The organism is Winogradskyella sp. (assembly GCF_028289625.1).
In the GTDB taxonomy this organism is placed as follows: domain Bacteria; phylum Bacteroidota; class Bacteroidia; order Flavobacteriales; family Flavobacteriaceae; genus Winogradskyella.
The window spans coordinates 21,785-40,757 of record NZ_JANQOM010000045.1; the positions used below are offsets into that span (position 1 = coordinate 21,785).

Here is an 18,973-nt window from a genome sequence, read left to right on the forward strand (position 1 = left end):
TTTAAAATAACTTTTATATTTGCGACAAATTTAAATAAGAATGAGTCTAAATAAAAATAAAATCTGCTTTTATTTTCTAATTTTTTTTATAAGTTATTCACAAGGACAAGAGACTAAAGAAATCTCAAAGGACTCATCCAAAATCGAAAAGCTAGATGAAGTTTTAATCACAGCAACAAGGACTTTGAGACAATTATCTTCATTACCGCTTCCGGCTCAAATTATCTCCAAAAAAGAAATACAATCCATCAACTCCATTAGACTTTCAGACATACTAGAAGAACAAACGGGATTAATTACAGTGCCCGATTTTGGTGGTGGTGAAGGGATTCAGTTACAAGGTTTAGATTCGCAGTATATCCTTATCCTTATTGATGGTGTTCCTCTAGTTGGTCGCTCAGCTGGGACTTTTGATTTAAATAGGCTGAGTGTCGGCAACATCAAACAAATTGAAGTTATCAAAGGAGCTTCTTCTAGCTTGTATGGCAATGAAGCTTTAGGAGGTGTTATAAATATTATCACAGAAACCCCAAAAAGTGGGTTCTCTGGCATGCTAAATAATAGAGTTGGAACATTCAATTCCTTTGACACAGGAACGAATATCAATTATAAAAAAGATAAATTCGGAATTACGACCTTTATCAATAGGAATAGTAGCGAAGGCTATGATTTAAACGAGAGTACCATAACCAATACGGTAGATCCTTTTGTCAACTACACCTTTAGCAGTAATATCAATTATAAGATAAGTGAAAAAACCGATTTACTCATTTCTGGCCGTTACTATTATCAAATACAGGATGATGTTGTCCTTTCCGAAGAACTATCTGGTGAAAGCTCCATCAATGAATGGAATATTAACATAAGAGCTGAACATGAATTCGATGGTAAATGGAAAAGCTACTTAGAGCTTTATGGAAGTGAATACCAAACTGAAGAATTTTTTGGCAGTGACATTTCGGATGAAACCATTCAAACCGATTTTAGACAGCGCTTTTTAAGACCAGAGCTACGTACCACTTATAAACCAAATGAAAACAGTGAGTTTATTTTTGGTCTAGGACTCACCAATGAACGCTTATTTAGAACCTTATTTTCTACAACGCCTGAGTTTAATTCCCCTTATGTCTATGTACAATATGATACTGATATTACAGATGAATTAAATGCCATCGTTGGTGCTCGGTTTGATGCCCATAATGAGTACGAATCACAATTTAGTCCTAAAGCTGCCTTACGCTATGAAATCAATGATAAGATTTCGGTTAAAGGATCTGTTGGTTATGGATTTAAAGCGCCAGACTTTAGACAACTTTATTTAGACTTTACTAATTCTACTGTGGGTTATACTGTAATTGGTTATAATGAAGTGGGCAGACAATTACAAGAATTATTTGAACAAGATTTATTACGCTTTACCACGATGCCAAATGGTGAAGAATTTAGTTTTCAAGAACAACAACAAGAAATTATTGCCATCGGCGAGCGTTTTAATGGTGACTTAAGACCTGAAAGTTCTGTTAATTTTAATCTCGGTTTTGATATAAAATTCAATAATGATCTAAAGTTCAATGTCAATGCCTTCAGAAATAATATCACAAATCTTATAGATGTTCTCATTTTACAGTCTGAAGGTATTGGAACGGTTACAGATCGACCGCAACTGGTCGGAAGAGAAAATGGGCAGAATGTATTTAGCTACATCAACAGAGCTGAAGTTTATACACAAGGACTGGAGTTTGATGGTCGATGGAAAGTTAATGATAATTTAACCCTTTCTGGTGGTTACCAACTACTCTACGCTTTTGATAAAGAAGCGCAAGAAGATTTTAGAGAGGGTCGTGTTTTTGCTAGAGACCCTGAGACCTTATCTACTTTTGAACTTGATGAAGACGACTACTTTGGACTCTTTAATCGATCGCGCCATACAGCAAATTTTAAGATATTTTACGAAATCCCTAAATGGAATTTAAACACCAACCTAAGAGCCACTTATAGAAGCAAATTTGGTATTGGTGACACTAACAATAATACTTATCTCGATGATTTTGATGAATTTATAGATGCACAAACCATCATTGATTTTGCAATAAACAAAACCTTTTATAAAAACTACACACTTGGCGTCGGTTTGGACAATATTTTTAATCTAACCGATACACAGACACCAAATATTCCAGGACGCCTAGCGTATGCAACCTTGAACATTAATTTTTAAACTCAAAATAAATACACACATGAAAACCTTAAAATTTTTACCTTTTTTAACCTTAGTCTTACTGACACTATCATCTTGTAGCGATGATGATAACGGACCACAATTACAAGCAGTGGAATCAGATCAAGTATCTAATCTATTTGCACCAACGACAAGTAATTTTGGTGAACCACCAGCAGGACCATTTGCCAAGTTCGACTTTTCAACTGGTATGCAAACCGATAGTGAAACGGATTGGGATATTGCCTTTAGAGGTACTACAATCATCGTTAATGGTGGAGTATCCCAAGGCACGACTGATGAGCCGGTAAGAAATGGTAATGCAGCCGCCTACATTGCAGAAAGCACATTTGCAAATGTTACAGAGGTAAACACCAATCTATTAGTACAAGATTCAGAAGCAGCACTTGCAATTCCTTCAGGGAGTGACAATGGGTGGTATAACTATAACTTTATGACTAATGTCGTTTCACCTTTAGCTGGGCGAATTTTAGTCTTTAGAACTAGAGATGGACGCTATGCTAAAGTAGAAATTTTAAGTTACTATCAAGATGCACCAGCCAATCCAGATGGTTTTGTTGATGCTGCTCGTTATTATACATTTAACTACACCTATCAACCAAACGCGGGTGAAACATCATTTGAATAGACAAAAGAAATTAGGACTATTTACAAGCCTTTGTGATTATGACAAGGGCTTTTTTAATGATATTTTGTAAAGACTTTAGTCGCCTCATTATAAGCACTTTCAAAGCTCATGGCATTTAAGCTGTGAGCTTTTTTTTGTGTGAAGTAAGACAACATTTTTTCGGTTGGCATATTACCTGTGAGTTCATCCTTCGCCATTGGGCAACCACCAAAGCCTTGAATGGCGCCATCGAAACGTCTACAACCTGCTTTATAGGCTGCATCAACTTTTTCAAACCAACTCGTTGGTGTAGTGTGTAAATGTGCCCCAAATTCAATATTAGGATATTTAGGAATAAGGTTAGAAAATAGATAATCTATATTCTCTGGGTTAGAGCTTCCTATCGTATCACTTAGGGAGAGAATATTCACTCCCATATTTGCTAATTTTTCTGTCCACTCCCCTACTATATCCACATTCCAAGGATCACCATAAGGATTTCCAAAACCCATAGAGATATAAACCACCACTTCTTTATTGGTTTTATTTGCAATCTCTAATATTTCAGTAAGTGTCACTACGGATTGTGCAATGGTTTTATGGGTATTACGCATTTGAAAGTTTTCGGAAATCGAAAACGGAAAGCCCAAATAGTCTATTTCAGTGTGCTTGGAGGCATCATTAGCACCACGTACATTGGCTATAATAGCTAGAAGTTTGCTTTGGGTAGTACTTAAATCCAATTGTGCTAAAACCTCTGCAGTGTCCACCATTTGAGGAATGGCTTTTGGTGATACAAAACTGCCAAAATCTATGGTGTCGAAACCAACGCGAAGCAATGACTGAATGTACTGTGACTTAGTTTCAGTAGGAATGAAATCCTTTATGCCTTGCATAGCATCACGAGGACATTCTATAAGTTTCACTGCGTCGTTCATTGCCGTAAATATAAGGCTAACGAAAACGTTTTCAAACTTTAGTCGATAATCGAAATTTGAATTTTAAAAATTAAATAAGTATGAAAATAGCAATGCCTATAAAGACAATGATTTGAAGCCACTTAAATACAATACCTGAATTTTGATGCTCTAATGAAAATTCTTTGATTTTGGCTGCCAATAATGCTATAGCTGAAAAAATAAAGAATGAGACCAGCATAAAAATCCCTCCCAAAATATAAAACTGCCAAACCGTATTGATGGTTTGGGAAAACAAAAACCCAGGAAAAAACGCCAAAAAGAAAATAGTCACTTTTGGATTAAGGACATTCATAAAAAAACCCTGAACAAAAAGCGCCTTTAAACTCTTTTTTGGTGCAACATCCGAATTAAAATCGAGTTCTGTATTGGACTTATAAACCTTATAAGCCAAGTATAAAAGATAAATAGCACCCAACAGTTTTATGGTGAAAAAGATATTGTCATTGGCTTTGATAATCGCAGAAACACCAAACGCCAATAAGGTTGTATGGATAATACATCCTGTGATTAATCCACAAACTGTAGCTAATCCATAGGCCTTTCCATTAGTAATACTTTGCACTAAAACATAGATATTATCTGGTCCTGGAGAAATGGCCAAAGCAGATGTTGCTAGGGTGAATGAGATAAGGATGTCGTAATTCAAACTTAAATATTTGTGCTAAAATACACCATTCATTGTAAGCAAGCTATCTTACCTTCGACTGAAAATAAATAACACTAAAAAGGTTTATGACAAAAACTACGCTCTCATTTACTTTCTCACTTTTAACGTTAGCTGTATGTAGCCTATTTGCACAATCTACGGCAACTTATGACATTAGCTTCACAAGTACTTGGAATTCAACTGACCATGGGACCTTGCCTAGTAGTGCACATTGGTCTGATTTAGTGGGTGCCAATCATAATAGTAATATTACGTTCTGGGAGGTCGGTAGTATGGCAACACTAGGCATTGAAGAAGTGGCAGAAAGAGGAGTCAATACCGATTTTAATTTAGAAGTACAAGCTGCCATTAATGCAGGAAATGCTGGGCAATGGCTCCAACAAGAATTTGCACCTTTTGCTGCCATTAGTACGGCCACTTTAAGTGATATCACAGTGTCACAAGATTTTCCTTTATTAACCTTAGTGTCTATGATTGCACCGAGTCCTGACTGGATGATTGCAATAAATGGTTTAAACCTTTGGGATACGACTAATAATAATTGGAAAGATACATTTACGGTAGACTTATTTCCTTATGATGCAGGCACTGAAGACGGTTTTGGCTATTCCACTAATAATGCTGCTACTGTACCTCAAGGAGTGATTACCAATATTGCTGGTGCTTCAGGTTATCCTTTTAATTCTGAAAAGATAGGAATACTGACCATTACTTTAAAGAGCTCATCATTAAGCATTGACGATTTTGATAATCAAAATACTATAGAATTATACCCTAATCCTAATACAACTGGTAAAGTCACCATTTCTAACGCAACTGCTTTAAGCGAAATTTCCATGTATGATGTTTTGGGTAAAAAAGTGAAGCAAATAAAGTTTACCAACAATACCAATGACCAAAAAGTCGTTGATCTTACCGATTTAAAACAAGGTATCTATATTATAAGATTAACCAACAACTCTGGAACAGTTGAAAGTAAAAGATTAATAATAAACTGAGGCAAAAATTCAATAAAAACCGCTATTGAAGCTTTCTAAAAGGTACAGTAATTACTGTGCCTTTTTTAATATCGCTTTGTTAATCTCTTTAATAAGCTTAGGGCCTTCGTAGATAAAGCCTGTATATAATTGCACTAAGTCGGCTCCAGCATCTAACTTCTCTAAAGCATCCTCAGCAGAATTGATGCCACCCACACCAATGATAGGGAATGCTTTTTTACTTTCCTTGGCTAAAAAGCGAATTATTTCCGTAGATCTTTTAGTCAATGGTTTACCGCTTAGGCCTCCCGTTTCAGATTTATTATTACTCTTAAGTCCTTCCCTAGAAATCGTAGTATTTGTGGCAATAATACCATCAATTTTTGTCACAGTAACAATATCGATGATATCCAAGAGTTGTTCGTCCGTTAAATCCGGAGCTATTTTTAATAAAATCGGTTTTGATTTTGGCTTCTGAAAATTTAAAACTTGTAATGCCTTTAACAACTGGGTTAGCGGCTCTTTATCTTGTAACGCTCTAAGGTTTGGAGTGTTAGGTGAACTCACATTAACCACAAAATAATCCACATAATCAAAAAGTGCATTAAAACAGGTTTTATAATCTTCTACGGCATCTTCATTGGACGTTACTTTGTTTTTCCCAATATTTCCACCAATCAAAACTCCACTTGTCCTGAGCGTAGTCGAAGGGCGTTTAAGTCGTTCAACAGCTACTTCTACTCCACCATTATTAAATCCCATTCGGTTAATAATGGCAGCATCTTCTTTTAATCGAAATAATCGCTTTTTGGGGTTTCCAGATTGTGGCTTTGGTGTTAAGGTTCCTATTTCAATAAAACCGAAACCAAAATTTGAAAGCTCATTATAGAGCTTGGCATCCTTATCAAAACCTGCTGCCAAACCAACCGGATTTTTAAACTTCAGTCCAAATAACTCGCGTTCGAGTGTTTTGTCTTCAATAAGATATAGATTCCTAAAGAGGTACTTAAACCCTGGAATCTTAGATATTATTCTAATTAATGAAAAGGTGAAGTGATGAACTTTTTCCGGGTCGAAACAAAAAAGAATGGGTCGTAATAATGCTTTATACATATCTGCTAAATTGCTATGCAAAAATAAGAATCTAAATAATTATGTGAGCCTCATACAGATACTAATTATTTCAACATAAACTGTCAATTGTCATTCTTTTTGACGCTACAAATTATTACATTTGAGCTTATAACTAATAATAACAATCATGAAAAAAATCATAATTCCTGTCGATTTTTCAAAACATTCCGAATATGCCTTAGAAACTGGAGCTGCACTAGCAAAACAGCATAATGCTGAGCTTATTGTAATGCACATGCTAGAGCTTTCAGAATCTATCTTCTCAGCCTCTAGCTCTGATAGAAACGAAGAAACGGCATTTATGCTTATGGTTACCAATAAAGAATTTGAAAAATTCTTGGACAAGCCTTACCTAGAAGACATTACAGTAACTCCTCTTATAAAACATCATAAAGTTTTAAAAGAAGTCGCTGAAGTTGCTAGTCACGAAAAAGCAGACCTTATCGTGATGGGTTCTAGAGGACATAGCGATCATGATGGTATTTTCACAGGTTCTAATACTGAAAAAGTAGTGCGCTATAGTGATACTCCTGTTTTGGTGGTAAAGTCAAAACCAGAATCCGTTAATTTCAAGAATGTTGTCCTTAGTTGTGATTTTAGTGAAGATAGTATTTCTGCTGTTAAAAATGCGTTAGAGTTATTAAATGAACTGGCTGAAAAAGTGACGTTATTACATGTTAACCTTCCTAATTTGAGTTTTTTAAGCACAGATGAAATCAATGAGAATGTCTCAGACTTTTTAAAACTTTCTAGGCTTGACGAAGGGGATTTACACATCGCTTATACGGCAGACCATACTGTTGAGGATGGTGTACTCAATTATTCGCGACGAGAAGATGCAGACGCTGTGTCTATCATCACACATGGTAGAACAGGTCTAAGCCATTTCTTTGGAGGCAGTATTTCTGAAGATTTAGTCAACCACTCAAAACTTCCTGTGGTGACCTTTAAATTATAGATAGCTTAAAGGCCTTAGAGTTATTCTTCTAAGGTCTTTAATCTTTTGATGAAGAATGCTTAATATACTTCTCAACCACTACTGCTGTAATAATTACTAGATAAAACTGGCCCATAAGACCAACCAATATTGCAGCCTTTTGTGCTATCGGAATTGTTGGAACAATTTCCCCATAACCTATGGTAAGCAAAGTGATATAAGCATAATATAAAATTGCGTCTGATTTTAAAACTATATCATTGGTTTCCATCAAAATTCCGGAGAATGCTCCAGGATTTGTTAGCTCTATTGACATAAACAGAAAAAATCCCAAAAATCCTAATGATATATAACCACACATTAGACCCATAATGACATTCTTGGTGACACGCTCTGCTTGCCAGACTTGTTTAATAATATTCCAAGCGACAGTGATATAAAAGATGAAATAAATAGAAAGCCTAATTAGTAAGTTTTCTGTGTTTTGTCTTCTTGCAAGCATTTCAAAACCAAAGACTAAGGCAGAAATAGCAAATAATACAACAAAAAGCCACATTAACTTTTTCTTCTTAGAAATCATTAAAATACCGCCCGCTATACTAATAAGATAGAAAACTGGTAGAAGAATATGATCATAAAACTCTGGTGGAAAAAACAGTGACCCAAACAATATGACTAATTGTGTGATCAGAAAAATTTCAAAACGGTATGTATAGAGCTCTTTAATCATTTTGAAGATTTAATCTTCCAAAATAGACTCATTAAATTCATAACCTTTATAATTCACTTTGAACAAAATACTATAGAATGATGGAATAAATAAAAGCGTAATTACTGTACCGAAAAGCAGTCCTATCATGATGCTCACTGCCATACCTTCCCACATTTCCCCTCCGCTTAAATATAAAGGAATAAGACCCAAAACCGTCGTAAAGGTTGCCAAAAGAATCGGTCTAAATCGTTGAAGGCAGGCTGCTATAATGGCATCTTCTATAGGTCTTTTTAACTCTGTTTCCTCTATCTGAATGCGATCGATTAATACAATGGCATTATTAATGACAATACCAGCCAAAGAAATCACACCCAAGAATGGCATAAACCCAAAAGGCTCTTGAAATATGAGCAATCCAATCACTACACCAATAATTCCAAGTGGAATTGTTGAGGCCACCATAACTGTTTTTCGTACTGAGTTAAATTGAATGATAAGCAACAAAATGATAATAAATCCAGATAAAGGCAGATAGCCTATTACAGCACCCATATTTTCTGCTGTATTTTCGGCATCTCCACCAAACTTGTAGGTATAGCCCTCAGGCCAATCCTGTGATACCTCTTCCATATAAGGCGTTATTACATTCATAATTGCTGAAGCGTTACCGGAAGCATTTAATTCTGAACTTACGTTAATCGTTCTATCTATATCTAATCGTTTAATTTTTGCATATTGCCATTGTGGCTCTATAGAAGCAACTTGAAGCAGGGGTACACTTTTACCCGAGTTCTGTGCGTAAATATTCAAAGTTTCTATTGAAGCAAGGGTTTGTTGTTGACTTTTGTCACTACGCATCAATATAGGAATAGACTTGTCATTCTCTCGATATTCACCAGTTTGGAAGCCATCTAAAACCGTTTGAAGCGAAGTCGCTACATCAGAACTGGTTACACCAGCTAATTGTGCTTTATTCTGATCGATATTGACTACAAATTTTTTAGTCTTCGGTCCCCAATCGTCCTTAATATTTTTAGTACCTGATACGGTTTTTAGTTTTTGTTTTGTCTGTTCTGAAAGCTGAGCTAAAATATCAGGATTATCACCAGATATCTTAATTTCAATGGGAACACCTCCGCCGCCAGAACCTAATAAGCCTACCTTAATATCCGCATTGGGAAAATTATTAAAACAATAATCATCGAGTTTCTCTACCATGTCATTGTTATAGATAAAATCCGAAGTATTCACCAGAATATGGGCATAACTCGCATCAGGTTCGTCAGTAGTATAGCCCAAATCATAAGAAGAAGGCCCTTCACCAACGTAAGCAGACCAATCCGTAATACCATTTGGTCTAGTATCATTAACCAAAAGCTCTTGAGTTATATAATCTTCAATCTTATGAATGACCTCCTTTGTGGCTTCAATACGTGTTCCTTGTGGTAAATTGATATCTACCGTAATCATATTACGGTCACTATCTGGAAAGAATACAAAAGGAATATAACCAAACCCAAACATGGATAAAAAGAAGGCTCCTATAATTCCAAAAAGCACCAAGCGCTTGTAAGAAAGTGCGACTAAAATAAGATTTTTATAATACAGCTTTAATTTATTGATGGTTTTATCAATTATGGTTTCTTTCTTTTCAGATTTCGGTGTAATCTTCAAGAACAAAAAGCATAATAATGTAATTACTGTTAGTGCAATAATCCATGACGATAGTAACGCCATCGAAATAACTACGAATATTGGCCCTACAATATCTCCCATGGTTGATTCTGCCATGTAAAAAGCTAAGAAAGCTGCGGAAGTTGTTAAAGTTGATATTAACAAAGGCGTAAACAGTTCGCTACAAGCATCTATAGCGGCCTTCTTGGCTTCAATACCGTTTTCCATTTTCACCATTATGGTCTCTGCTACCACAATGGCATTATCAACCATCATTCCCAAAGCCATAATCAAGGCTGCTAGCGTTACTTGGTTTAAGCCCATATCAATAACACCCATAAGCATAAGTGTCATGATAGTAACCATTGGTATTAAACTAGCAATTATACCTCCAGTTCGTAACCCTAAGAATATAAGCATCACAATGAGGACTATAGTAATGGACTGGATTAAGTTGACGATAAAATCACTAATCTTATTATCTATATAGGTATCTAAAGATGATAAGCGCTTAAGCTCTAAACCAACCGGTAAAATCTTTTCCCACTTACCCACAACTCCGTTGATATCACTTCCTAACTGAATAATATTTGCACCTTCCTTTAAACTCACATGCATGGATATAGCCTCCTGTCCATTCACCGTTACAAGCTGACTCGGCGGATCTATATAACCTTGTTTTACATTGGTAATGTCACCTAAATAGACTAACTGCGTACCATCACCAACAGGAATCAATGTTTGTTTAATATCCTCGATAGAATTAAAATTACCTGAAGGCTCTAAAATAATACGTTCGTCACCCAAATTGACCTGACCTCCTGAGCTTAAAATGTTAGTTGAACCAATAATCCCTTGTAATTTTGAAGCTGACAACCCATATTCTTTAAGGCGTGAATTATCAAACTCTATGAAAACACGTTCATCCTGTACACCACCAACTTCAACTTTAGCAGCCAAATCCAATTTGATTAAATCGTCCTTAATATCATCAACATAATCCTTGGCTTCGGCATAAGAAAATCCGTCGATGACTAAGCCCACTGCGATACCAAACACCTCACCAATACCGTCATCATTTAAATTAGGTTGAACACCAGAAGGTAAGCCTTGGATTTGAGATAATTTTCGCCTCAGACGGTCCCATACTGATTGTAAATCCTCTGGTTTCACCTCATCCTTTAGTTCTACTGAAACTACAGACAATCCTGATCGCGATGTACTGCTTACTTCTTTTAATTCTGGTAATTCTTGAACAACTTTTTCAACTTTATCGGTTACTAACTGCTCAACACGCTCGGGACTTGAACCAGGAAATTGAGACACAACGGTAGCTACTCTTACTGTATATGGAGGCATACTATCTCTAGATAAAGATTGATAGAATACCATACCCATTATCATAATTGTGGCAAGAACCGTAAACGTAATACGGTTTCTGTTGATGGAAAATGCAGTTAAATTCATCTACGCTTAGTTTAATTTTACTTCTTGCCCATCTAATAACGTCTGTAAGCCAGCTGTTGCAATTTTTTGACCTGCATTGAGTCCAGACTTCACTTCAAATCCATCAGCTGTAAGGTTACCTATGGTTATAATTTGTTTTTTTACGGTTGCTTTATCTTTATCGCCTTCTACTAAGAACACAAATCTACCGTCTGCATCTTCACCAACTGCATTAGCTGGAATCACTAGCATTTTTCTTGCTAAATCCTCATCCACAAATTCGAATAACACATCAGCAGCCATACCACTTTTAATACGTTCATCGGAATCAGTTACCGTAACAGTGATTGGATAGGTAGAGGTATTTGCATCTAAGGCTGGTGCCACCTCTGTGATTACAGCATTAAAAGTTTCTCCTTCAATTGCAGTGAAAGATACCTTAACTTTCATCCCCTTTTTTACAGCATTAATTACAGATTCTGGAAGCCCCAGACTTATTTCAATGGCTGTACCTGCATTTAATACACCTACTATTTGACCAGGAGACACATTTTCATCAACTTCAGCGGCAACAGAAGCAATAACGCCATCTTCTGGTGCATATAAATAACCAAATCGAATTTGGTCTTGTTGAATGGCCACACTTCGTTTGGACGATTCAAAGCTCGCAACGGCTGTTCGATAAGAATTTTTAGCAGCTTCGTAATCACTTAAAGAAGCACTCCCTTTTTCATAGAGTGTCCGCATACGATTTAATGAAAGTTTTGCCGTATTCATTTGAGATTCTGCACTATTTTTAGATTCGATAGAAGCCTCATAATTTAAGCGAGCTGCAACATTATCTAAAGTACCCAAAAGCTGGCCTTTTTTTACGTCTTGGCCCAACTTCATATCAAACTTTGTTATAATACCACTACTACGAAAGCTAAGGTTTATGATTTTCTCAGTTTTGGCTGTTCCGCTGAATTGTCTGGCTTTTTCACCACCCAAATACCCAACCTCAGTATATTTTACAGGTCGTAAAACAACGTCTTCTTTAACTTCTTTCTCACCACAACTAGATAGAAGTATAACTAAAACTAGGATATGGATTTTAAAGATTCTATTAAATAGCATTATTATAAGTGTTTAAAGTGTTAATCATTATTTTGAGTAAATTCTAAAAAACGCTGTATGAAGGCTTCACGCTCACTTTCATCCTGTAGCAAAAAGAACAATCCTAAAGAGCGTTCTAGTTGCATGGCACTGAGTAGATAGTTGTAAGTGGCATTGGCTTTAGCGAGTTGCGCCTGAAGATAATTGTTTTGAGCATCTAAAAGCTGTACAATGTTTACCGCACCATTGGCATAAGACGTTTGTGTTAAGTCTAAAGCTTCCTCAGCAGTCTGCTCAAATACTTCAGACAATTGGATATTAGATATTTGATTTATCAATTCTAAAACTGAATCATTGATATTTTTTTCAATATTTAAGGTGATATTATCTTTTGTAACCTCTAACTGCTCCTTTTGTACCGCAGCAATCTGCTGATTAAGGTTTTGTTTGTTTTGATTAAATATTGGAATCGAAACGTTAAGACCAACCGTATAATAACCTTCAGGGATTGCGGGAAAACCCATTGGAAAATCCGTTCCTATACCAGATCGCGAAAACTCATAATTGTACTGCCCTTGTAAGGCTACAGTTGGCAAAAAACGTCCGACACCAAATAAACGCTCACTGCGCTCAGTAGCTTCAATATTATAGTTTAAAGCTTTTAGCTCTGGGGCATTATTGATAGCTTCTTGAATTAAGAATTTTACAAATGGTGCTTTTAATGTTGGGTCGTCTAGAAACTGCCCCAACTGTTCGTAATTATAATTACTGAAAATACCTTTTTGTAACTCTGCCTCTTCAACATCAATCTTGGTATCAATAGGGTTATTCAATAATTGATTCAAGGCATAAAAACCTTGTTCTAATTGATTAACCGCCTCAACCATTTGTTGAGTATTCTGCGCCAATTCTGATTTAAAACGTAATACGTCAGATTTACCAGCTTGTCCTGCTTCATAATTTTCAGTAGCTATTCTTAAGTTATATCTAGTCAACTCCAAATTCTTGCTTTGAATAGCAAGATTGGCTTTTAAAATCAATGCTGTGAAATAAGCGGTAGCAACATTAAATACCGTATTTAATGCCTCACTATTATAATTTTCTTTTTGTGCTTCGCGCAAAGACTTTTGAATGCTAATATTTGCATTAACCGATTCGGAAAATACAGTTTGTTGAAGTGCAATATTACCAGATGTACTTAGCTCAGGATTTTGCCCATTACTAACTTCAGCTAAATCTGGATCTATATAAGATCCCGTTGCATTTGCGGTAACATTAGGTAAGTAATCACTATTAGCAACTTGAACGTCTTTTTCTGCCAATGTGATATCGCGTTGTAAAACCTGTAAATCCAAATTCTCCGTAATGGTCTCTTGCATAACACTTACCAAAGTGTACTTCTTATCTGCTACCGTTTCATCAGGATTTCCGACAAAAGTAGTTGTGGCGATTAAACTATACTTTAAAGGTAGTCCGATTTTCTCCGCAGTATTAAAATTAACGCTAAGATTACTATTAGTTTCGAGCTTAGTACTAACGCCAGAGAATTCATCGTTTAAGATGACGGATTCAACAGTTAGTGCTATCCTTCTAAAAAACTGATCGAGTTCGGATTGATCATGATTACTAGCCAAAATACCATTAGTAACGTCCCTAACCGGGTTTGCAGTAAAGGATGGTAATTTTTTATCGATTAAAACTTGAGCTAAATCTTGCATTTGCTCGTCGGTGAGGTAAAACCCACCCGCCAAGTATAGTGCATCGATATTATCTAAATTAGAAGTAATGTCATTTAAACTTTCAAAAGGAATAAGCCGAAAACCCATATCCAAATCCGTGCTAATCTTATCAAAAGCTGATTCAATGGGCAAATTATCCAAGAAGTGCTTTTCTACGGCGACACCGACACGCTTAGGATTTGCTAGTTTCTTTAATAATTTCAGATCCTCAGCATAGGATTGCGATGTGGTAATTGACATAAAGTTTTTTATATCTCTATCGACCTTGATGTCTGTTACCAATTCTTCACTTAGTGCTCCAAAAACAATGGTTGGCTTTGGATAACTCTCACGTTTAGAAATGACTGTATTATTAACAATGCCAAAGGCAATTATAATATCGGTATCGTTATTCAACAATAAGTTATAATTAGATAGTGCTCTATCTAAATTAAAGTCATTAACAAATTGATTGTTTTCGGGAAATTGAAGCACAGCATCCTCACCAACTACTGCCGAAATCTCATTAGAAAGTCCTTGTAATAATCCTTCAATCTCAGGAGATGTTTTATCTAATAGATATCCTATTTTATAAGTTTTGGTCTGGCTAAAAGAAAATAAAAATAAAAAGAGAGTTAGTAAAACACTGTAAAAATAGCGCATTGGTTAATTTATTTGGTTGCTAGCTTTCAATAAAAGTAAAGTTTATTTCTTTAGAAACCAATAAATTGAAAAGTATTTGATTTCTGTTTAATGTTTCCTACCAATAGTTCTTATTTTTGATAAAAACTTTAAACATACAATATATTATTGACCACTTTACTAATTATGCTACCAATGGGAATGCTTTGCAGAAAATAAGTGTTGAGGATATGGGCTTAGGCAATTATAAGTTTATCAATTATTTGAAAGTTGATATCTCTTTACTTATTTTGTTCTTATTTAGTATCAATAATTTTAGTGCCTTTGATATGACCTTTTTAATTTAGCAGTTTACAGAATGGATTTAGTAGTTGGAATAGATATCGGCGGAACAAAAACCAAGATTGGACTTGTTGATAAAAGTGGCAACACTTTAGAAAGTACATTTTACAGAACCAAGGAATATCCAGAATTAGATGGATATTTAATTAAAATGGCTCAAACCATACATCAACTCAAATCCAAAATTCCTAATCGTTCTAATTTGATTGGAATTGGCATAGGTGCTCCCAATGCTTCGAGCAAAAAAGGAACTATAGAGAATGCAGCCAATCTCCCTTGGAAAGGTAGTGTACCTTTTGTTGATCAATTAAAATCACATATTGATGTACCTATCCAATTAATGAATGATGCAAGTGCCGCTGCATTAGGTGAAATGCTTTTTGGAAATGCCAAGGGTATGAAAGACTTTATAGTGATTACACTTGGCACAGGTTTGGGTTCAGGAATCGTAGTAAATGGACAACTAGTAGAAGGTTACGACGGTTTTGCCGGAGAATTAGGCCACTTTGACCTTACTTTTGGTGATGGCAGATATACAGGACTTGGTGTAGATGGCGGTTTAGAAGCTTATGTTTCAGCAACAGGATTGAAGCGTACTATTATGTACATGCTCAGTAAGTATATGGAACCAAGTAGATTTAGAGGTATTGCTTATAACGATTTACACGGGGAAGATATAACACAAGCTGCAGAAGAAGGCGATCTAATAGCTATCAAAGCTTTTGAGTATACCAGTAAAATATTGGGTCATGCCCTAGCGAATTTTGTAACTTTCACACAACCAGAAGCTATTTTTCTATTAGGTGGTTTAACTAGTAGCGGTAAATGGATTCTCGATACAACAAAAAGTTACATGGACGCTCATCTTTTAGATATTTATAAAGGAAAAGTAAAGTTGCTTTCTTCTGGAATGCATGGTAAAAATGCAGCCATTTTGGGTGCAGCATCATTAATTTGGCAGAAAGTTAAATGACTACAACTGATCAATTCTATGAAAATTCAAAATTTATTAAGATTTGCTTACTGCTACAGTTGTTTTTCAATAATCTTAAGTTTTCTACCAAAAAAACTATTGACATTTCCAAAAAGCAATGACAATATTAGTATCATTCTCCAATGAAATATTGTAAATTGTTTCATATTATATAGTTAGTACTTTTTGATAAAAACATTCAATATGCAGCACATAATTGACCGCTTTATAAGCTATGTTACCATTGATACGGAGTCCGATCCAAATTCTGATACAACTCCAAGTACCGCTAAGCAATGGGATTTGGCCAATAAGCTCGTAAAGGAGCTTAAAGCCATTGGCATGAGTAACGTTACTATTGATGAGAATGCCTATATTATGGCAACACTACCAAGTAATGTAGACCATGATGTGCCAACTATAGGATTCATATCGCATTTCGATACATCACCAGATTTTACAGGAGCTAATGTTAATCCACAAATTATTCAGAATTACGACGGAAAAAACATTCTTTTGAACACCGAAGAAAATATCATCTTATCTCCAAATTATTTTGAGGATTTGTTACTCTACAAAGGACAAACGTTGATTACTACAGACGGTACAACACTTTTAGGTGCCGATGATAAAGCCGGAATTACTGAAATAGTGACGGCTATGGAATACCTAATTAATCATCCAGAAATTAAACATGGCATCATTAAAGTAGGCTTTACACCAGACGAAGAAATCGGTCGTGGTGCCCACAAGTTCGATGTAGAAAAGTTCGGAGCGGAATGGGCCTACACCATGGACGGCAGTCAAATTGGTGAGTTGGAATATGAAAACTTTAATGCGGCTGGTGCTACAATAAAAGTGAAAGGAAAAATTGTTCATCCTGGCTATGCCAAGGGTAAGATGGTGAATTCCATGTATTATGCTGCCGAGTTTATTAATACCTTACCAAGACAAGAAACACCAGAGCATACCGAAGGTTATGAAGGTTTTTTTCACTTGTACAGCATTGACGGTAAAGTTGAAGAAACAACCTTACAATATATTGTAAGAGATCATGATAAAGACAAATTTGAAGCTCGTAAAGCTTTAATGGAAAACATTATAAAGGACTTGAACCAAAAGCACAAAGCCGACATCTTTGAATTAGAGATTAAGAATCAATATTTCAACATGCGAGAAAAAGTTGAACCTGTAATACATATTGTCGATATTGCTGAAGAAGCTATGAAATCATTGGGTATAAAACCACTTATAAAACCTATTAGAGGAGGAACAGATGGTTCTCAACTGTCTTATATGGGTTTGCCTTGTCCGAATATTTTTGCAGGAGGGCACAACTTTCATGGACGTTATGAATATGTACCAGTGGAAAGCATGCAAAAAGCAGTTGAAGTGATTTGTAAGATTGCTGAGTTAACCGCTAGTAAATACAAATAGAGTAACAAGTCTCTTAGCACAAATCAATTGTAATTCATTATCTTTAGGTTATATCTAAACAACTCAATTGCTCATTATTTAAAGTTTAGAAAGGTGTAAATCAAACTATAACTAACTATCAAATCATGAAATATTTAAAGTACATACTGGTAATTATTGCCCTGTTAATTATCGGATTTTTCCTTTTAGGATTAATCAAGTCAGAAGTCACCTATGAATGCGAAATAACGGTCGATAAACCGCTAGAAGAATCTTGGGCCGTGAGTCAGGATGAGGAAAAAATGTCGGATTGGTTGGACGGATTTCAGCGAATTGAGCATGTGAGTGGAACACCTGGTACCGTTGGCGCTGTATCTGATGTTTATTTTATTACTGAAGGGCAAGAGATGACAATTAGGGAAACCATTAAGAACATTGTCCCAAATGAATCTATAACAATGTCTTTTACATCGGACTTTATGAATATGGATTATAAACTTGCTATGGAATCTGTAGGTGGAAAAACAAAAATAATGTCTAGCACCACTGCCATGGGAAATGGCATGGTATCGAGATCGATTATGGCCTTGGCAGGAAATTCTATCAAAGCACAGGAAGAAACAAATCTCGCAAGCCTAAAGAAAACCATTGAGAATAATGCAAAAAATTATTTCGCTACTGAAAACTAATCCTCTATTAGCGAATATACTTGATTCTTGCCATTGAAAAAGATGACTATTTAATCTTAAGCGTTAAAATCTTTTCTCTCTCATAAAATCAGAAATTATGAAAAAAGTATACTCGGTAGAAGAATATATAGAAACTAATTCACATTATGCAGAAGAACTTACCTTTTTGCGTGATATCATCAATTCAACCGAACTGGAAGAAACTTTAAAATGGAGTGCACCAACCTATTGCCTTGATGGAAAAAATATAGTGGGTCTGGGAGCATTTAAACATCATTGTTGTCTTTGGTTTCATCAAGGTGTATTTTTAAAAGACAAGCATAATCTTTTAATTAATGCTCAAGAAGGCAAAACCAAAGCATTACGCCAAATGCGATTTAAAACTAAAGCAGATATTAATAAAGATTTGGTTTTGGCCTACGTAAAAGAAGCCATCACTAACCAGAAAGCAGGTAAAGAAATAAAACCTCAACGTCAGTCTAAACCAGTAGTTGTACCATCAGAATTAGAGGTTGTTTTAAATACGAATGTAGAACTTAAATCAGGTTTTGAGACATTAACGCCAGGAAAACAGCGTGAATATTGCGAATACATCGACCAAGCCAAACGAGAGGCTACCAAACAATCTCGAATAGAAAAAATAACACCCATGATTTTAGATGGTGTTGGTTTAAACGACAAATACAAAAACTGTTAAATTAAAAAAGCCACTCTTTTTGAGTGGC

16 protein-coding genes are annotated in these 18,973 nt (G+C 35.5%); 9 read left to right on the top strand and 7 right to left on the bottom strand.

Features of this window, described 5'->3' with window-relative positions:
* Positions 1-40 precede the first annotated feature (40 nt).
* Both Q0992_RS09490 and Q0992_RS09495 read left to right on the top strand, forming a co-directional pair.
* Positions 41-2,218 carry a TonB-dependent receptor gene (locus Q0992_RS09490; RefSeq protein ID WP_299523002.1) on the top strand — a complete coding sequence of 726 codons (2,178 nt, stop codon included), beginning with the start codon at positions 41-43 and terminating at the stop codon, positions 2,216-2,218.
* Between the two features lie 19 nt (positions 2,219-2,237).
* Complete coding sequence (locus tag Q0992_RS09495) at positions 2,238-2,867, top strand: HmuY family protein (RefSeq protein WP_299523004.1); 630 nt, start codon at positions 2,238-2,240, stop codon at positions 2,865-2,867.
* Between the two features lie 53 nt (positions 2,868-2,920).
* On the opposite strand, the gene Q0992_RS09500 is transcribed toward Q0992_RS09495, so the two are convergent.
* Both Q0992_RS09500 and Q0992_RS09505 read right to left on the bottom strand, forming a co-directional pair.
* Positions 2,921-3,784, bottom strand: a complete 864-nt coding sequence (locus Q0992_RS09500) for a hydroxymethylglutaryl-CoA lyase (protein WP_299523007.1) — start codon at positions 3,782-3,784, stop codon at positions 2,921-2,923.
* Between the two features lie 70 nt (positions 3,785-3,854).
* Positions 3,855-4,472, bottom strand: a complete 618-nt coding sequence (locus tag Q0992_RS09505) for a LysE family translocator (RefSeq protein WP_299523010.1) — start codon at positions 4,470-4,472, stop codon at positions 3,855-3,857.
* Between the two features lie 86 nt (positions 4,473-4,558).
* Here Q0992_RS09505 and Q0992_RS09510 point away from each other — a divergent pair, with 86 nt between their 5' ends.
* On the top strand, positions 4,559-5,491 hold the full coding sequence (locus tag Q0992_RS09510; RefSeq protein ID WP_299523012.1) for a spondin domain-containing protein: 933 nt from the start codon (positions 4,559-4,561) through the stop codon (positions 5,489-5,491).
* A 51-nt stretch (positions 5,492-5,542) separates the two neighbouring features.
* On the opposite strand, the gene Q0992_RS09515 is transcribed toward Q0992_RS09510, so the two are convergent.
* A complete protein-coding gene (locus tag Q0992_RS09515; RefSeq protein ID WP_299523015.1) occupies positions 5,543-6,583 on the bottom strand; it encodes a quinone-dependent dihydroorotate dehydrogenase in 1,041 nt (346 codons plus the stop codon).
* 148 nt (positions 6,584-6,731) lie between these two features.
* Here Q0992_RS09515 and Q0992_RS09520 point away from each other — a divergent pair, with 148 nt between their 5' ends.
* Entirely contained in the window at positions 6,732-7,562 is an 831-nt protein-coding gene (locus tag Q0992_RS09520; RefSeq protein ID WP_299523018.1) for a universal stress protein, read from the top strand.
* Between the two features lie 37 nt (positions 7,563-7,599).
* Here the strand turns inward: Q0992_RS09520 and Q0992_RS09525 are convergent, their stop codons facing one another.
* The 4 genes from Q0992_RS09525 to Q0992_RS09540 are packed head-to-tail and all read right to left on the bottom strand — an operon-like array spanning position 7,600 to position 14,849.
* Positions 7,600-8,271, bottom strand: a complete 672-nt coding sequence (locus Q0992_RS09525; RefSeq protein ID WP_299523021.1) for an ion channel — start codon at positions 8,269-8,271, stop codon at positions 7,600-7,602.
* A 9-nt stretch (positions 8,272-8,280) separates the two neighbouring features.
* Entirely contained in the window at positions 8,281-11,394 is a 3,114-nt protein-coding gene (locus tag Q0992_RS09530; protein ID WP_299523024.1) for an efflux RND transporter permease subunit, read from the bottom strand.
* A 6-nt stretch (positions 11,395-11,400) separates the two neighbouring features.
* On the bottom strand, positions 11,401-12,489 hold the full coding sequence (locus Q0992_RS09535) for an efflux RND transporter periplasmic adaptor subunit (RefSeq protein ID WP_299523027.1): 1,089 nt from the start codon (positions 12,487-12,489) through the stop codon (positions 11,401-11,403).
* A gap of 20 nt (positions 12,490-12,509) precedes the next feature.
* Positions 12,510-14,849: a TolC family protein gene (locus Q0992_RS09540; protein WP_299523030.1), complete on the bottom strand. Its 2,340-nt coding sequence runs from the start codon at positions 14,847-14,849 to the stop codon at positions 12,510-12,512.
* Positions 14,850-14,965: 116 nt separating this feature from the next.
* Here Q0992_RS09540 and Q0992_RS09545 point away from each other — a divergent pair, with 116 nt between their 5' ends.
* The 5 genes from Q0992_RS09545 (at position 14,966) to Q0992_RS09565 (ending at position 18,945) form a co-directional block, all read left to right on the top strand.
* The gene (locus Q0992_RS09545) at positions 14,966-15,175 is read left to right on the top strand and encodes a hypothetical protein (protein WP_299523033.1); all 210 of its coding nucleotides are present in this window, start codon (positions 14,966-14,968) and stop codon (positions 15,173-15,175) included.
* 11 nt (positions 15,176-15,186) lie between these two features.
* Positions 15,187-16,143 (top strand): ROK family protein, encoded by a 957-nt coding sequence (locus Q0992_RS09550; RefSeq protein WP_299523036.1) that lies wholly within the window; start codon positions 15,187-15,189, stop codon positions 16,141-16,143.
* 204 nt (positions 16,144-16,347) lie between these two features.
* Complete coding sequence (gene pepT, locus Q0992_RS09555) at positions 16,348-17,580, top strand: peptidase T (protein WP_299523039.1); 1,233 nt, start codon at positions 16,348-16,350, stop codon at positions 17,578-17,580.
* 125 nt (positions 17,581-17,705) lie between these two features.
* Entirely contained in the window at positions 17,706-18,248 is a 543-nt protein-coding gene (locus Q0992_RS09560; protein ID WP_299523042.1) for an SRPBCC family protein, read from the top strand.
* A 97-nt stretch (positions 18,249-18,345) separates the two neighbouring features.
* Positions 18,346-18,945 carry a DUF1801 domain-containing protein gene (locus Q0992_RS09565; protein WP_299523044.1) on the top strand — a complete coding sequence of 200 codons (600 nt, stop codon included), beginning with the start codon at positions 18,346-18,348 and terminating at the stop codon, positions 18,943-18,945.
* Positions 18,946-18,973 lie beyond the last annotated feature (28 nt).

Excerpts from the sequence above, each read along its gene's own strand:
- Q0992_RS09515 (WP_299523015.1), bottom strand. The coding sequence starts at position 6,583 with ATGTATAAAGCATTATTACGACCCATTCTTTTTTGTTTCGACCCGGAA.
- Q0992_RS09495 (WP_299523004.1), top strand. The coding sequence starts at position 2,238 with ATGAAAACCTTAAAATTTTTACCTTTTTTAACCTTAGTCTTACTGACA.
- Q0992_RS09550 (WP_299523036.1), top strand. The coding sequence starts at position 15,187 with ATGGATTTAGTAGTTGGAATAGATATCGGCGGAACAAAAACCAAGATT.
- Q0992_RS09490 (WP_299523002.1), top strand. The coding sequence starts at position 41 with ATGAGTCTAAATAAAAATAAAATCTGCTTTTATTTTCTAATTTTTTTT.
- Q0992_RS09520 (WP_299523018.1), top strand. The coding sequence starts at position 6,732 with ATGAAAAAAATCATAATTCCTGTCGATTTTTCAAAACATTCCGAATAT.
- Q0992_RS09500 (WP_299523007.1), bottom strand. The coding sequence starts at position 3,784 with ATGAACGACGCAGTGAAACTTATAGAATGTCCTCGTGATGCTATGCAA.
- pepT (WP_299523039.1), top strand. The coding sequence starts at position 16,348 with ATGCAGCACATAATTGACCGCTTTATAAGCTATGTTACCATTGATACG.
- Q0992_RS09510 (WP_299523012.1), top strand. The coding sequence starts at position 4,559 with ATGACAAAAACTACGCTCTCATTTACTTTCTCACTTTTAACGTTAGCT.
- Q0992_RS09530 (WP_299523024.1), bottom strand. The coding sequence starts at position 11,394 with ATGAATTTAACTGCATTTTCCATCAACAGAAACCGTATTACGTTTACG.
- Q0992_RS09565 (WP_299523044.1), top strand. The coding sequence starts at position 18,346 with ATGAAAAAAGTATACTCGGTAGAAGAATATATAGAAACTAATTCACAT.
- Q0992_RS09535 (WP_299523027.1), bottom strand. The coding sequence starts at position 12,489 with ATGCTATTTAATAGAATCTTTAAAATCCATATCCTAGTTTTAGTTATA.
- Q0992_RS09540 (WP_299523030.1), bottom strand. The coding sequence starts at position 14,849 with ATGCGCTATTTTTACAGTGTTTTACTAACTCTCTTTTTATTTTTATTT.
- Q0992_RS09560 (WP_299523042.1), top strand. The coding sequence starts at position 17,706 with ATGAAATATTTAAAGTACATACTGGTAATTATTGCCCTGTTAATTATC.
- Q0992_RS09525 (WP_299523021.1), bottom strand. The coding sequence starts at position 8,271 with ATGATTAAAGAGCTCTATACATACCGTTTTGAAATTTTTCTGATCACA.